Origin of the sequence: Vibrio sp. N418, assembly GCF_000222565.1 — a bacterium.
Classification (GTDB): Bacteria; Pseudomonadota; Gammaproteobacteria; order Enterobacterales; family Vibrionaceae; genus Vibrio; species Vibrio scophthalmi.
The window spans coordinates 132945-148204 of record NZ_AFWD01000032.1 but is presented as its reverse complement, the minus strand read 5'-3'; the positions used below and the strand labels follow the sequence as shown (position 1 = coordinate 148204).

The 15260-nt window shown below is 44.0% G+C and carries 10 protein-coding genes; 6 read left to right on the top strand and 4 right to left on the bottom strand.

Annotated elements, in window-relative coordinates; all coding sequences use genetic code 11:
- The first annotated feature begins 17 nt into the window (after window positions 1–17).
- A complete protein-coding gene (locus RH86_RS05090) occupies window positions 18–851 on the top strand; it encodes a S1 RNA-binding domain-containing protein (protein ID WP_009385359.1) in 834 nt (277 codons plus the stop codon).
- Window positions 852–1025: 174 nt separating this feature from the next.
- Here RH86_RS05090 and rsmF read toward each other — a convergent pair whose 3' ends face one another.
- The 4 genes from rsmF to RH86_RS05070 form a co-directional block, all read right to left on the bottom strand.
- Window positions 1026–2447 (bottom strand): 16S rRNA (cytosine(1407)-C(5))-methyltransferase RsmF, encoded by a 1422-nt coding sequence (gene rsmF / locus RH86_RS05085; RefSeq protein ID WP_083823360.1) that lies wholly within the window; start codon window positions 2445–2447, stop codon window positions 1026–1028.
- 143 nt (window positions 2448–2590) lie between these two features.
- Window positions 2591–5224 carry an MlaD family protein gene (locus RH86_RS05080; RefSeq protein ID WP_009385357.1) on the bottom strand — a complete coding sequence of 878 codons (2634 nt, stop codon included), beginning with the start codon at window positions 5222–5224 and terminating at the stop codon, window positions 2591–2593.
- On the bottom strand, window positions 5217–6509 hold the full coding sequence (locus RH86_RS05075) for a paraquat-inducible protein A (protein WP_009385356.1): 1293 nt from the start codon (window positions 6507–6509) through the stop codon (window positions 5217–5219). The genes RH86_RS05080 and RH86_RS05075 overlap by 8 nt, the downstream gene beginning before the upstream one ends.
- Window positions 6510–6539: 30 nt before the next feature.
- Window positions 6540–8336: an ABC transporter ATP-binding protein gene (locus RH86_RS05070; protein WP_009385355.1), complete on the bottom strand. Its 1797-nt coding sequence runs from the start codon at window positions 8334–8336 to the stop codon at window positions 6540–6542.
- Between the two features lie 99 nt (window positions 8337–8435).
- Between RH86_RS05070 and RH86_RS05065 the strand changes: the two genes are divergently transcribed.
- The 5 genes from RH86_RS05065 to pepN all read left to right on the top strand — a co-directional run bounded on the left by RH86_RS05065 (window position 8436) and on the right by pepN (window position 15207).
- Window positions 8436–8909: a GAF domain-containing protein gene (locus RH86_RS05065; RefSeq protein WP_009385354.1), complete on the top strand. Its 474-nt coding sequence runs from the start codon at window positions 8436–8438 to the stop codon at window positions 8907–8909.
- Between the two features lie 101 nt (window positions 8910–9010).
- Window positions 9011–9643: an RNA chaperone ProQ gene (gene proQ / locus RH86_RS05060; protein ID WP_005597436.1), complete on the top strand. Its 633-nt coding sequence runs from the start codon at window positions 9011–9013 to the stop codon at window positions 9641–9643.
- 17 nt (window positions 9644–9660) lie between these two features.
- On the top strand, window positions 9661–11655 hold the full coding sequence (gene prc, locus RH86_RS05055) for a carboxy terminal-processing peptidase (protein ID WP_009385353.1): 1995 nt from the start codon (window positions 9661–9663) through the stop codon (window positions 11653–11655).
- A gap of 133 nt (window positions 11656–11788) precedes the next feature.
- Window positions 11789–12451 carry a hypothetical protein gene (locus RH86_RS05050; RefSeq protein WP_009385352.1) on the top strand — a complete coding sequence of 221 codons (663 nt, stop codon included), beginning with the start codon at window positions 11789–11791 and terminating at the stop codon, window positions 12449–12451.
- A gap of 149 nt (window positions 12452–12600) precedes the next feature.
- A complete protein-coding gene (pepN, locus tag RH86_RS05045) occupies window positions 12601–15207 on the top strand; it encodes an aminopeptidase N (protein WP_009385351.1) in 2607 nt (868 codons plus the stop codon).
- Window positions 15208–15260: the final 53 nt, after the last annotated feature.

Below are 15260 nucleotides of genomic sequence, written 5' to 3'. Positions count from 1 at the left end.
TACAGAGAAAAAATACGATGATTAATGTAGGTCAAATAAACCACCTAGAAGTTGTCAAAAAAGCAGAGTTTGGTGTCTTTCTTGATGCAGGTGAGTACGGCACCACTATGCTACCAAATCGCCTTGCGCCGGAAGGAATTGAAGTAGGTCAGTTTATTGATGCATTTTTGTATTTTGATTCTGACAACCATATCGCAGCGACGACTGAAACACCGATTGCTCAAGTAGGCCAATGGGGTTTGATGAAAATCCAAGGTGTGAACAGCACCGGTGCTTTTGCAAACTGGGGCGTAAAAGATAAAGATCTTCTTATTCCATACAGTGAGCAGCGTGGTCGTTTGGTTGAAGGTCAATCGATTTTGGTGTACGTCTACACAGACAAAGCGTCAGGCCGTATTGTTGGCACGACCAAATTTAACAAGTGGCTTGATAAAACACCGGCAAACTACGAAGCAAACCAGCAAGTTGACCTTCTGATTGCAGAACGTAGTGAGCTAGGTTACAAAGCGATTGTGAACGGTGAACACTGGGGCATGATCTTCAGTTCTGATGTGTTCGGCAAACTGTTTGTTGGCAAGGAATTAAAAGGTTACGTGAAAGCGGTTCGTGCAGACGGCAAAATCGATTTGTCTTTGCAAAAAATCGGTGTGGCTAAGATGGATGACTTGAGTACTCGTATTATCGAGCTACTTGAAAAGAAAGACGGCTTTCTTCCGCTTAATGATAAATCGACACCTGAAGCGATCTTTTCAGCGTTTCGTACCAGTAAAGGCACTTTTAAGAAAACCATCGGTGGCCTTTATAAAGCGGGTAAAATTATCATCGAAAAAGATGGCATTCGCTTAAGCTAAAGCATCCCTAAAAGAAAAGGCCCAGATCTTATCCCGATCCGGGCCTAGGGGAAGGGCTCTTTTCTGAGCCTGCGCTAACTGTTTGATATTAAATATCTATTGATAGAGTTAATTGTAGTGCATTATTCCGTTTTAGCGAGTTTTGGCTGGAATTTGCTACTAACTTCACCCCAATTAAAACAGGTTTTTATCGCGCACTAATTCACGTGGTAAACCATTTTTTACGCGATTACCGACCCATTTTCCTAGTCCAATCACATCGTTAGCGTAAGTTACGATCACTTCACCTTTACTAGGCTGTGCCTCTGGTCTCACATCACGTCCCATAAACCATTCACGAGCTTCATCAATCGAAAGTGCTACGCAATTAGCTTCACTGCCGGTTGCAAGCGTGGTGGCAACTTGATGCTGCCAGCGATAACCTTTTTTATGCGCTTCAGCGATTTTGATCCCCATTCGAGAGAATTTGAATTCACTTAGCATCGGTTCGAGTGCTGCTGGAAAAAGCCATACATCGTTGTCACGCAACCAAACCTGCGTTTGTGCTGGTAGTTCAATGTTTAAGGCGTCAAACAATTGAGTGGCAATATCTTGCTGAGTTTTGTCATTGGCTTTACTAAATGGGAACTTACCAAGGCGCTTTTTAACTTCAGGTGCCGGAGCTGAGCCCAGTTTACGAATTCGGGCGACAAAGAAGCCTTCGCAGTCATAGACCTGTGGGAAAATATGCAGGAAGCCCTCTTCTGTGATGGCCTTTTCTGCCTCAGGGAAGAGCTCTTTTAAGCTATCAAACGCAACTAAATCACCAAATGTGTCTTTGAGGTGGTGACAAACTTGTTGGTTCTCTTCGACACTCAGGGTACAAGTTGAGTAAACCATTACACCACCTGGTTTTAGGGCATGGAATGCACTTTCAATCAGGTCTTTCTGTGTATCAGAGATGGAAATGACAGACGCTTTGTTCCAGTTTTTCATTGCGTCAGCATCTTTACGTACCGTCCCTTCACCAGAACAAGGTGCGTCGATTAACACTGCGTCGAAGTGCTCTGGTAACCAAGCTCCAAATACACGACCATCATAGTTGCTGAGTGCCGTATTTCTAACGCCACAACGTTCGATGTTGGCATGCAGTACCTTGACTCGGCTTGCTGAAAACTCGTTAGCAATCAATACACCATCGTTGTTCATACAGGCTGCAACTTGAGTGGTTTTTGATCCTGGTGCTGCCGCCATATCTAAAACGGCATTGTATGATGCTTCACCCATGAAAAGTGCAGAGACAGGCATCATTGAGCTGGCTTCTTGAATATAGAACAATCCCGTCATGTGTTCAGCGGTATTACCAAGTGGCACAACCGATTCATCGGCTTCAATCCAAAAACCTTCGTCACACCATGGCACAGGGTATAATTGCCAGCCTTTGCTCGCCGCGCGCTGTTTAAACTCTTCAACGGAGAGTTTTAACGTGTTTACGCGAACACTCTTGCGTAGTGGGCGTTGGCAAGCGGCGATAAAGTCTGCCATCGTTAGATGGCTAGGAAGAATCGCTGCCATTTCAGCAAGAAACTCTTCAGGTAGATATACGTTCTGATGCAATGTTCTATCTCGACGGGAAAAAATTAGCGCGATTATAACCTTTACTATTTGGCTGCGCGAGCATCAGCACGGGATAGCAACACAATTGCTGGCAGCGTGATGAAAAAAAAACGCAGCGTAGGCTGCGTTTTAATCAAATCGGGTTAGGGTTTAGGAATTGCAGTCCGCCACTGCTTCCAGCCTTCTTCAGGTTCAGGGTAGAGGTAGAAAGCTTGTCCTTGTTTCGCGATCGCTTGTAGCTGCTTTTGCTCAGGCGTTGCAAATGTGATGCCGCCGCGAACTAAACTATCAAATGTACCTGCTTTAATATTTGCCCCGGTAATGCCGATTGATACATCGACCCCAGAGGTATTCCAAAATACGCTATTTTGGCGAACCAAATAGGCATATTCTGCATCAATGTTGATAGTGGTGATCACGCGATCAGCAAACTCGCCAAGCTCAACACTGACGACATGGCCAACTTCCATTTCGCGATAAAGCACCGGTGTACCTTCTGTGACAGAGCCTCGAGTCTCGCTCTGTAGTGTAAAGCGAACACCACTGACAGTTTGAGCTTGCTGATGTAATTCAAACTGATCGGCTTGTGCACCTTTGCCAATTGAGACATTGATTGATTGGCTAAGAATGCTTTCAAGGTTTTTCACCCCAGCTAAGCCAAGTTCTGCTTGAGGTAGCCAGAAATACGCGCCTTGGCGTGCGACTTGTAAAGCGTATTCAGGCAAGATGCGAGCTTTGACTATCACATCATTCTGGCTGAAGTCGGGTAGCACATCGACGACTTCTCCGACTTTGATGCTGTTGTATTTGATCGCCGTACCAACTTTCACGTTGCTACTGCCTGAGGCTGTTAAAGTAATCGCGTAGCCAGACTTACGCGCACTCTTAAAGTTCTTGTAGAGCAGCCATTGCTGATCGTGACGATTTTCAATTCCTGGCAGTGAATCAAAAGCAATGCCACCTTTGATTAGGGTTTTGATTGGATCGGCTTTAATACTGACACCTGCTAAACTGGCATCGACTTCAATACCAGAGCGATTCCAAAAAACGGTTTGCGGTGTTAGCAGATGTTTGTATTGGTTTTCAATACTGACGGTTACCCGCACATGGTCATTATTGAGCTTAAAGTCTGACACACTACCCACTTGCAAGTTACGGTAGAGTAGAGGGCTACCCTTTGAAATGGCGGGTAGTTCATCAGCAACTAAAACTAACTTGTGTGACCCAGATAAGTTGTATTTGGCTAACTCAGCTAATGAGCGATTCTGATACAGCTTGTATTCTGAATTGGTCTGTTGCTTACCTTCACTCACAAAGCTGATTGAACCTGCTAATAACTGCTTTGCTGGCGGTACGGTAATGTTCAAGCCAGACTCGGTTAACTCCGCGCTAGCACTGCCAGTGACGAAAAAGCGATTTTGCGACTTAATCAATGTTTCGTAACGCTTATCGACGAGGACATCAAATCGCACCAGTTCCTGATCAAGCTGCACGCGGGTAACCTCACCAACGGCAATGCCGCGATAAAGTACCTTAGCCCCTTGATCTAAACCATATGAGTTATCGGCGGTAAGTTGTATTGCAATAGATTTTGCTTGCTGTTTGTTGAACTCATTTTTACGGATGGCGGTAAAATCTCGCGCTTTGACCCCTTCACCCGGTACGATGGTTAAAAAGTTACCTTTCACTAGGTTACCGAGGTTTTCTACTCCAGACAGAGAGACTTCCGCTTCTTCAAGAATGAAACGGCTACCTTCGGTTAGCATATCGCTAAACGCAGGTTGGATTGCCGCCGAAGCGATGATCTGCTGTTGGTCTTTGTTAAGCTGCAAGTCGGTAATTTGACCAACTTCTAAGCCGCGATACATGATAGGGGCGCCCGACGGGCTAATTTTATTGTCATCCGGTAACACGATATCAATCGGAATACCGCGACCAGCCGTTTTCAAATCTGGGTAAAGTTTAAATTGTTGATTGTTTTTTACTTGTTCGCCTCGATCTGGTGAATCCACCGCAATTGAGCCGCCAATGAGCGCAGCTAAGCTTTCTAAACGAACATCGACACCAGAGAATCCGATGCTGGCACCAATACCACTCACATTCCAAAAGCGACTTTCATCGGTGATGATGGTGCGGTATTCGTCTTTAATCGAAGCTTGAATAATGACGTTTTTGTTTTCTTTATCAAGCTGATAAGCGTACACCTCACCAATAGGGATCTTACGGTAGACGATTTGAGAGCCGATCGAAATACCACCTAAATCTCGAGCTTTTAGCCGGATGTTTAATCCTTCACTGGCATAGAGATCTGCTGGAGCGCTGTCGAGCGCAACGAAGTCGGTCTCAAACTTGCCTTTCTGCTCACTCGGCTGAATCGCTATGTAGTTACCCGAGACCAAAGCGTCTAAACCTGAAATGCCAGAGAGGGTTGCCGTCGGTTTGACCATCCAAAAGCGGGTTTTATCGGAGAGCAACTTGGTCGCTTCTGGGTAAATATCCGCTTCCACATAGATGCTTTGCAGATCTTCACTCAAATTGATTGAGCGAACCATACCCACTTCTAAGCCTTGATAACGAACCGTTGTACGGCCTGCAATCAACCCTTGCGCATCAGAAAAGTGAATTTGCACCTTTTGCCCAGCATCGTGGACCGCCTTAAAGACCAACCATCCTGCTAATAACATGGTGATAATAGGCAAAATCCATAAGGGGGAAATACCCTTATTGCGCTTCACATCGGGAGAATAAGAAGGTTGCGAAGACGTAGAATTACTCATTCAAAGACTCTTGTTGTTTAGGCTCGTTTTGTAAAGAATCAGCGCGTGCACTGTCGTTAACGGTGCGTTGGTCGCGATAATTGTCCCATATAAATCTTGGGTCGAAGCTATCCGCTGCTAACATGGTCAGTACCACGACAAAACCAAAAGCAACAGCACCATAACCCGGTGTAAAGTCAAGGAGTTGACCTCGGTCAACTAAGGTCATCATGATAGAAATAACAAACAGATCCATCATTGACCATTTACCAATCCACTTGACGATAAAATAGATCATCATACGCTGGCGATGAAATATGCGGCGTTTAAACTTGATTGCCAGCAGTATATAAGTAAGGCTCAAAATCTTTGCGACAGGAACGACGATACTGGCGACAAAGATAATCGCTGCGATCCCCGTCATACCATTTTTGATCAGTGCTGCTACGCCAGAAAAGATTGTATCTTCTAAACGTTTACCATTGGTCAGCAGCACCGAAATTGGCATTAAGTTCGCAGGGAAAATAGCAATGGATGCCGCGAGCAATAGCGCTGCCGTCTTTTGCAGTGAATCAGGTTTGCGATGATGAAGAGGGCTATGACAGCGAACACAGGATGCACTTTCAGGTTGCGAAAGGTGACAATTGGTGCAGTGAATCGATTTGTGTTCAAAATTAAATTGCGCCTCTTGTTGATAGGCTTCCCAATAGCGACGGATGCTAACGCGGCTGACTAGGAGTACCGTCGAAAGCTGCAATAAAATCAGACCAAATAGGCCATAGCCCACGAAAATATCGGAATAATCTTGTAGTTTAAAACACGAGATCGCAACACTGATCAGAAAGACATCAATCATCACCCAGTGTTTAAGATGCTGAATAATCCACAGTGAATACTTGAGCAGTTTAAAATGATGGTATTTGAGCGCCACGTGAGCGAATACCACCGAGCTGCAAACCAATAGCGGCGCGATTGAACTACAGAAGAAGACGAGGGCAGAGAGAAAGATAAAGCCCTCGTTGAACAACGAAAATACCCCTGATGGTAATGTCGCTGGGATCATTTGGCCAAAAAGGCGGATACTAATGAAGTTAAAGAAATGAGAAGGAATAAAAAGCAGCAAGCAGGTTATCGCCACCGCCAGGTTGCCCGAAAGTGATGGTCGACCGCCACGATAAAGTTGAGTATGACAGCGAGGACAATAGGCACTTTTACCCAGTTTTACGTCAACCACATCGACAGGTAGTTCACAGCCCTGACAAAGACGCACTTTATTCGGTGCGCATTGATGAGCGAGAGGGCTCATTTGAGCCCCCATAGGGAAAGCGTCGCGCGTTTAACCGTGCGACTGTATCGCGCCATAAAGGGTTTGATATAGGCCTTGTTGTTCAACTAACTCTCCGTGCGTCCCAAACTGGGTCACTTGACCATCTTCTAAAACGTAGATGAGATCTGCTTGTTTTACCGCGGATAAACGGTGCGCAACAATTAAGGTTGTGCGGCCACTTAAAAATTCTGTTAAAGCTCGGTGTAATGCCGCTTCGGTCGCGGTATCCAACGCCGATGTTGCTTCATCAAGAATGACGAATTTAGGATCGCTAAGCACCATACGTGCAATCGCCAAACGTTGACGTTGTCCGCCAGATAAACGAATACCGTTGCGACCCACTTGGGTTTCGAGCCCTTGGCTAAGTTGCGAGATGACATCTTGCATTTGAGCAATCTCAAGTGCTTGCCAAAGTTGAGTGTCACTGTAGTGACCACCGAGCGTGAGATTATGCCTTAAGCTGTCATTAAATAGTATAGGTTGCTGTAAAACCACGGCTATTTGATCACGAATTACATCAAAACTAATGTCATCTGTGGTTTGATGATTAAATTTTATGTGACCGGAGTCTTGTCGATAGACACCAATCAGCAATTGTATCAAGGTGGATTTACCGCCACCACTTGCACCAACCAACGCGACTTTTTTGCCGGCTGGAATGTGCAAAGAAAGATTATTGAGTACTTTTGTCTCTTCATTATAGGAGAAAGTTACGTCTTCTATTGATACGTCGACTTCTTGCCCTTCGACAAAAGGATTGACCTTACTCACTGGGCGATATTCTTCTTCTAATTGAAGTAGGGTATTGATGCGGGCCAATGCCGCTTTGGCACTATACCAAGAGAACTGAATGCCAAGTAATTCTTGAACGGGGCCGAGCATAAACCACAGGTAACCAAATACCGCAAAAATCTGACCAATGGTTAAATCACTAAATAGCACCATTAGCATTGCGACGGCGCGAAATAGTTCGAAACCGAGTAAGAACAATAAGAAGGAGAGTCGTCCTGCCGCTTCTGACTGCCATGCGTATTTGTCGGCATCAAGGCGAACTTGATTTGCTTGCAGTTTAAGCTCGGTTAAAAATGCACGTTCTTTGTTGGCCGCACGCAATTGATAGATTCCATCTAACGTTTCCACCAGACGATTCTGAAAACGCTCAAAAGATTGGTTCTCACGCTTTTTGAGATGCTTTACTTTGCTACCTAGCTTACGTGAGAAGTAGATAACGATAGGATTGACCAACAGGATAAATAAGCCAAGGCGCCAATCTAACCAAAGTAATACGCCGGCGGTGCCGAGCACCGTTAACAAGCTAATAATAAATTTACTTAACGTCGAACCGATAAATTGATCGATGGTTTCTATATCGGTGACTAAATGGGCATTGATGCCACCGCTGCCTTGCGTCTCGTATTGACGAATACTAATGCGACCAAGTTTATCAATCATCTTGCTGCGCATTTGATAAGTGATGGTTTTTGATACCAAGGTAAACTGACGGCTTTGCAAAATATTGAGCGCCTGGCTACCACTGCGCATTAGCACAATGAGAAACAGCGTAAAGAAGATGTATCCGGTTGGCGTTTGAATCGCGGCGGGTAAGACCTCATTCATTAACGCCAAACCTTCTCCAGGTTTGTTTAACAGTACCTCATCCACCATTAAAGGCATAAGAAGCGGGATAGGAACACTAATGAGGGTGGCAATAATGGCGACAAGGTTCGCAACAAGCAATTTTGACTTGTTGTTTTTTACTTGAGTTATAAGCCAAGAACGGCTAATAGTGTTAGCGTCTGCGGTCATTTAAGTGATAATGCTTATTATTAATAGTTAAGATGATTGTACGTAGAATCGAAGTAGAAGTCTCATGTTTTCAAATAGAAAAAACACTCGGTAGATAATATGAAAATAGAACATTACCAGCGTCTAACCAAGCAAGCGTTGGCATTACTAGAAACAGAAAGCAATTTTATCGCGAATTTGTCGAATCTGAGTGCATTACTCAATATGGAATTAACCGATCTCAATTGGGTCGGCTTTTATCTTATCGAACAAGACGAATTGGTTTTGGGACCCTTTCAAGGAAAACCGGCTTGTGTCCGAATTCCACTCGGTCGAGGAGTGTGTGGTACCGCGGCGGCAACAAACACGGTGCAACGCGTTTATGATGTTCATCAATTCGACGGACACATCGCTTGTGATGCAGCAAGTAACTCAGAGATTGTGATTCCTTTCTCAATTAATGGTAAAATAGCCGGAGTTTTAGATATCGATAGTCCAAATATTGGTCGATTCAGCGAAGAAGACGAGCAAGGTTTGACATTTTTGATGGCTGAAGTAGAAAACCTGCTCAATTCACACGCTATCAAGGCATAAATTAGCGTTAGAGTGTGGTTTTTCGCTTTCAGGTCACTATAATACCTGAAATATTTATCTTAATGATGCTCGCGGAACGTCCGCATGAACCAGGAACCCCCATGGAAAACACTGAAAAGTTAAAAAACAGCAAAGAAATCATTGCATACGTTGCTGAATGTTTCCCTAAGTGCTTTACTTTAGAAGGTGAAGCAAAACCACTCAAAATTGGTATTTTTCAAGATCTTGCGGATCGTCTATCTGATGACCCGAAAGTAAGTAAAACTCAGCTTCGCGCAGCGTTAAGACAGTACACTTCATCATGGCGTTACCTGCACGGTGCTAAACCAGGTGCAGTACGCGTTGACCTAGATGGCAACCCATGTGGTGAGCTAGACGAAGAGCACGTTGAACACGCGAAAGCAGCGCTAGCTGAAAGCAAAGCAAAAGTGCAAGCTCGTAAGAAAGAGCAAGCGCAAAAAGCTCGTGAAGAAGCAAAAGCGAAAGCGAAGCCAGCAGGCAAGAAGCCTCAGCAAGCGCGTCGCCCGCAAGCGAATAAAGCGCCAAAAGCTCAAGCACCAGTAGAAACACGTGCACTAAACGCTGACGAAGTACGCGTTGGTAACGAAGTAAACGTGAACATGGGCAAAGGAAACATGGCAGCGACTATCGTTGAAATCAATAAGGAAGATGTGCGAGTTCAACTGTCTAACGGCCTACAAATGGTTGTGAAAGCGGAGCACCTTCGCGCATAAAGGAGAGTCTCCTACGCATGAAATGCCGTTTAAATATTTCTCTGATTGCTGCTAGCTTATTGCTAGCAGCTAATCCAGCAGCCGCTCTCGAAGCGAATATCGAAATCACCGATTTACCTGTCCTTGTACCTGAAACTCAGCATAAGACGGCAAGTAAACGTGTTACTTCTCGATTTACTCGTTCTCATTACAAACATTTCACTCTTGACGACACATTCTCGCAAGCGATCTTCGATCGTTATCTAGAATTGCTCGACTACAACAAGAACATCTTCACTCAAGCGGATATTGATAAGTTCTCTGCTTGGGATAAATCTCTCGATGATCAATTGAAGTCTGGTGATAACCAGATTGCTTTCGATATTTACAATCAATCGATCAAGCGTCGTTATGAGCGTTTTGAATACGCATTATCACTGCTTGATAAAGAGATGGATTTCAATGTTGATGAATCAATCGAACTTGACCGTAGTGAGGCGACTTGGCCAAAAACCACGGCTGAGATTGATGAGTTGTGGCGTAAGCGCGTTAAGTACGATGCTTTGAACCTGAAGTTAACCGGTAAAAGCTGGGATGAGATCAAAGAGGTTTTAGGTAAACGTTATAACAACGCGCTTAAACGCCTCAGTCAAACTCACAACGAAGATGCGTTTCAAATTTATATGAATGCCTTTGCACGTGAAGTTGATCCCCATACCAGTTACTTGTCGCCTCGCAATGCCGATCAATTCCAACAGGAAATGAATTTATCCCTTGAAGGGATTGGTGCCGTTCTGCAAATGACAGACGACTACACCATTATTCGTTCTTTAGTGGCTGGTGGCCCAGCAGCAAAAAGTAAACAAATAGGTGAAGGTGATCGTATCGTCAGCGTTGGTCAAGACGGTGAAGAGATGGTCGATGTGATTGGTTGGCGTCTTGATGATGTCGTTCAGTTGATCAAAGGGCCGAAAGGCACGACGGTTAAACTGGAAGTCTTACCAGAAGGTAAAGATGCCAAGAGCCAAATTATCTCGATTGTTCGAGATAAAGTTCGCTTAGAAGATCGCGCAGTTAAATCTGAAATTATCGAGCAGGACGGTAAGAAAATTGGTGTGTTAGAAGTGCCAAGTTTCTACGTCGGCCTTGCGAAAGATACTGACAAGTTACTTGTGGATCTTAAAGCGAAGAAGGTTGACGGGATTATCGTTGATTTGCGCAATAACGGTGGTGGTGCATTAACGGAAGCTACGGCACTGTCTGGTTTATTTATTAGCAGTGGTCCGGTGGTTCAAGTACGTGATAGCTACGGTCGTGTTAGTGTTAACAATGACACTGATGATGTGATCAGTTACGAAGGCCCATTAATGGTCTTAGTAAATCGCTATAGTGCATCGGCTTCTGAAATCTTTGCCGCCGCAATGCAAGATTATGGCCGAGGAATTGTGGTTGGAGAGAACTCTTTTGGTAAAGGTACTGTTCAACAACACCGTTCATTGAACCATATCTACGATCTGTTTGATAAAGAGTTGGGTTACGTTCAATACACCATACAAAAATTCTACCGAATTGATGGTGGTAGCACTCAGAACAAAGGTGTTGTTCCTGATATCGCATACCCAACGCCAATTGATCCGGCAGAAACGGGCGAGAGTGTCGAGGATAATGCTTTACCATGGGATAGCATCGACAAAGCGAATTATAAAAAGTTACAGAGTAACGAAAGTATGATCGCTAAGTTAGATGCACAACACCAAGCCCGTATTGCTAATGATCTCGAGTTCGGATTTATTGCTCAAGACATCGAGCGCTACAATGCTGAAAAAGAAGATAACGCCCTTTCTTTAAATGAGAAAGAACGTCAACGGATCAGTGATGAAGCAGATGTTTTACGCTTAACTCGAGTTAATGAGCGCCAAGCAGCCGCAGGCTTAAAGCCTTATAAGACTTTGGATGATATTCCGAAGGATTATGAAGCGCCAGACGCATATTTAGACGAATCTGTCGCGATTATGGTTGATATGATCCAATAATTAACGACATGAATATAAAAGCGAGCATTAAGCTCGCTTTTTTTGTGTCTATAAATAACGTGATCTAGATCAAAAAATTTAGCTTTATAGCTCAGTTGCTCCTACGCTTAAAATAAAAGCGAGGGGAAGCGTTATGAAATTATTAGGGATTTTACTTGCGTGTTTCAGTTTGAGTGTATGGGGATCTCCTGCGAAGGATAGTGATGCACTCAGTTATTTCGATCATCCATTTCTTCTAGGAGATTGGTATTTGGTTAATCCTAATCCAGAAGATTCACAAGAGAATTTTTTGGCGATTAAACTGACTCTCGATTCAAAATACAATTTCAAAATTGATATTCAAAAAAGAGATTATAGTGTCGATCATTGGGAAGGGATGTATACCGCCAATGACGATACGATAATTCTTGGCCTTCATACTGACCAGCCCCAAGTGTACCAATACTCGGGTAACCATAATCTATTGAACCTCAACGGTGTCGTGTTTACCAAAGCGTTGTCCAATTCTCTTGCGGGGATATGGTCGAGCGAGCACCTTGCGGGATACGATTTGGAAGAGAATGATGTTAACCGTATGGATTTAGTGCTGCAACCCGACTTCATTTTCCAGTTTAAAGTGAGTAATAAAGAGGGAGATGAAGCTATACACCAAGGTGTTTATTATACCGAAGGTGAGAATCTCGTACTGCTTTATGAAAATGGTGAACATAATACCCGTTATAAATTGAATCAAGATACTTTGACGATTGAAACTGAAGAAGGGGAAATGTTCGCGGTACTGAATCGGATTCGATAACTCTAGCTAGCGATGAGCGATTAGACAATCTGTTGGCATAGCAAACAAATTACAGTAAAAAAACGAGGCAATTATAGAGAATGCCTCGTTTTTTTGTTTTCAGAGTTGTAAGCTAACTGAACAAAAATAATCATTAGAAGGATTTAGTCATGGCTCATACTCCTCAAGCCAAATACCGTAAAGACTATCAGTCACCAGCTCACACCATCACCGATATTGACCTGACTTTTGAGTTGCACGATACCGCAACGATTGTCACTGCCGTATCGCAAGTAAAACAACTAGCAGAGAGCACGACTCTTGAGTTGGATGGCGACGGTTTGGTTTTAAAGAGCCTACAGGTTAATGGTCAAGTTTGGGATAAGTTCGAGCAAGTCGATGACGGACTGCATATTCATCAATTGCCAAGTGAGTTTACGTTAACGCTCGTGACAGAAGTCAACCCTGAAGCGAACACCTTACTTGAGGGTTTATACAAATCGGGTGGCGCGTATTGCACTCAATGTGAAGCAGAAGGTTTCCGTCGTATTACATTCTACCTTGACCGTCCTGATGTATTGGCGAAATACACCACCAAAGTCATTGCAGATAAAACTCAGTACCCATTCCTACTAAGCAACGGTAATCGTATCGCACAAGGTGATTTAGAAGGTGGCCGTCACTGGGTGCAATGGCAAGACCCACATCCGAAACCATCTTACTTATTTGCTTTAGTCGCCGGTGATTTTGATGTGTTGCGTGATCAATACAAAACCCAATCAGGCCGACAAGTTGAGTTAGAAATTTTTGTCGATAAAGGCAACTTGGAACGTGCAAATCATGCAATGGTGTCATTGATCAATTCAATGAAGTGGGACGAACAACGTTTCAATCTTGAGTACGATCTTGATATTTACATGATTGTTGCCGTTGATTTCTTCAACATGGGGGCAATGGAAAATAAAGGCTTGAACGTTTTCAACTCTAAGTTCGTTTTAGCGAATGACCAAACAGCGACAGACACTGATTATCTTGGCATTGAAGCGGTCATTGGCCATGAATATTTCCACAACTGGACGGGTAACCGCGTGACTTGTCGCGATTGGTTCCAATTAAGTTTGAAAGAAGGCTTAACGGTTTTCCGTGACCAAGAGTTTTCGTCCGATCTTGGCTCGCGAGCGGTTAATCGCATTGGCAATGTGCGCATTATTCGTGGCCCTCAATTTGCCGAAGATGCGAGCCCAATGTCTCACCCGATCCGACCTGAGAAAGTGATCGAGATGAACAACTTCTACACCTTAACGGTATATGAAAAGGGCAGTGAAGTTATTCGCATGTACCATACCTTATTGGGTGAAGAAGGATTCCAAAAAGGCATGAAGCTTTACTTTGAGCGCCACGATGGCACGGCTGCAACTTGCGAAGATTTTGTTTCTGCAATGGAAGATGCGACAGGTGTTGACCTGACTCAATTCCGCCTGTGGTACAGTCAATCGGGTACGCCAACGGTTCGCGTTTCTAGCCAGTATGATCAATCAGCCAAAACCTATGCGTTAACGATTGAACAATCAACCGAAGCGACACAAGATCAAAAAGAGAAACAAGCACTGCATATTCCTTTTGATATCGAGCTCTACACACCAAAAGGTGAAGCGGTTGAGTTACGCTGTAACGGAGAAAAAGTACATCATGTCTTGAGCGTTACCCAAGATAAACAAACCTTCGTGTTTGAGAACGTATCAGAAAAACCAGTACCTTCATTACTGCGAGAGTTTTCAGCTCCAGTGATATTGGAATACGATTATAGCGATGAAGAACTGACGTTCTTAATGGTTCATGCACGTAATGAGTTTGCCCGTTGGGATGCTGGCCAAATGTTGTTGGCAAAATATATTCGCCATAACGTTGAAGTCGTGCAGCAAGGTGGCGATGTGGAATTACCTGAAGCCGTGATCGATGCCTTCCGTGGTGTATTACTCAGCCAAGAGTTAGAGCCAGCATTCATCGCTGAAGTGCTATCGTTGCCAAGCCATAACGAAGTTTCGGGTTGGTATAAAACTGTTGATGTTGATGCTATCGCTCAAGTGTTAAAGGCCATCAAGCAGCAATTGGCGATTGCATTGCAAGATGAGCTCAGTGCGATTTACTTTAGCTTGGTTCAAAATGAATACACCATTGATCACGCTGCGATAGGTCAACGTGCATTGCGTAATACGGCTTTGTCCTACTTAGCGTTAACCGATCAAGGTAATACATTGGCTGAACAGCAATACGCGAATGCAAATAACATGACAGATACCATGGCAGCGATGAGTGCGGCTAACTCTGCGCAACTTGCTTGTCGTGAAACTTTGATGGCGGATTACAGTGCGAAATGGAAACATGATGGCCTAGTGATGGACAAATGGTTTGCACTACAAGGAACTAATCCAGCGGATGATGTACTCACTGTGATTAAGCAAACGATGGAACATGAAGCGTTTAGTTTGAAGAACCCTAACCGTACCCGTAGTTTAATCGGTTCATTTTTGAATATGAACCCGGTGCATTTTCACGCTAAAGATGGCTCTGGCTATCAGTTTGCTGGTGAGATTTTGCGTGAATTGAATAGTAGTAACCCACAAGTTGCTTCGCGTTTAATTGATCCATTATTAAAACTGGGTAAGTATGACGAGCAGAGACAAGCGATGATTCGTGCCGAACTCGAACAACTCAAAGCGATGGATAATCTCGCCAAAGACTTGTTTGAAAAGGTAAGCAAAGCGCTTGATGCTTAGAATTTGTTCATGTATGAGCATTAATTGAATATTCCATAACCAAACAGTGCCAC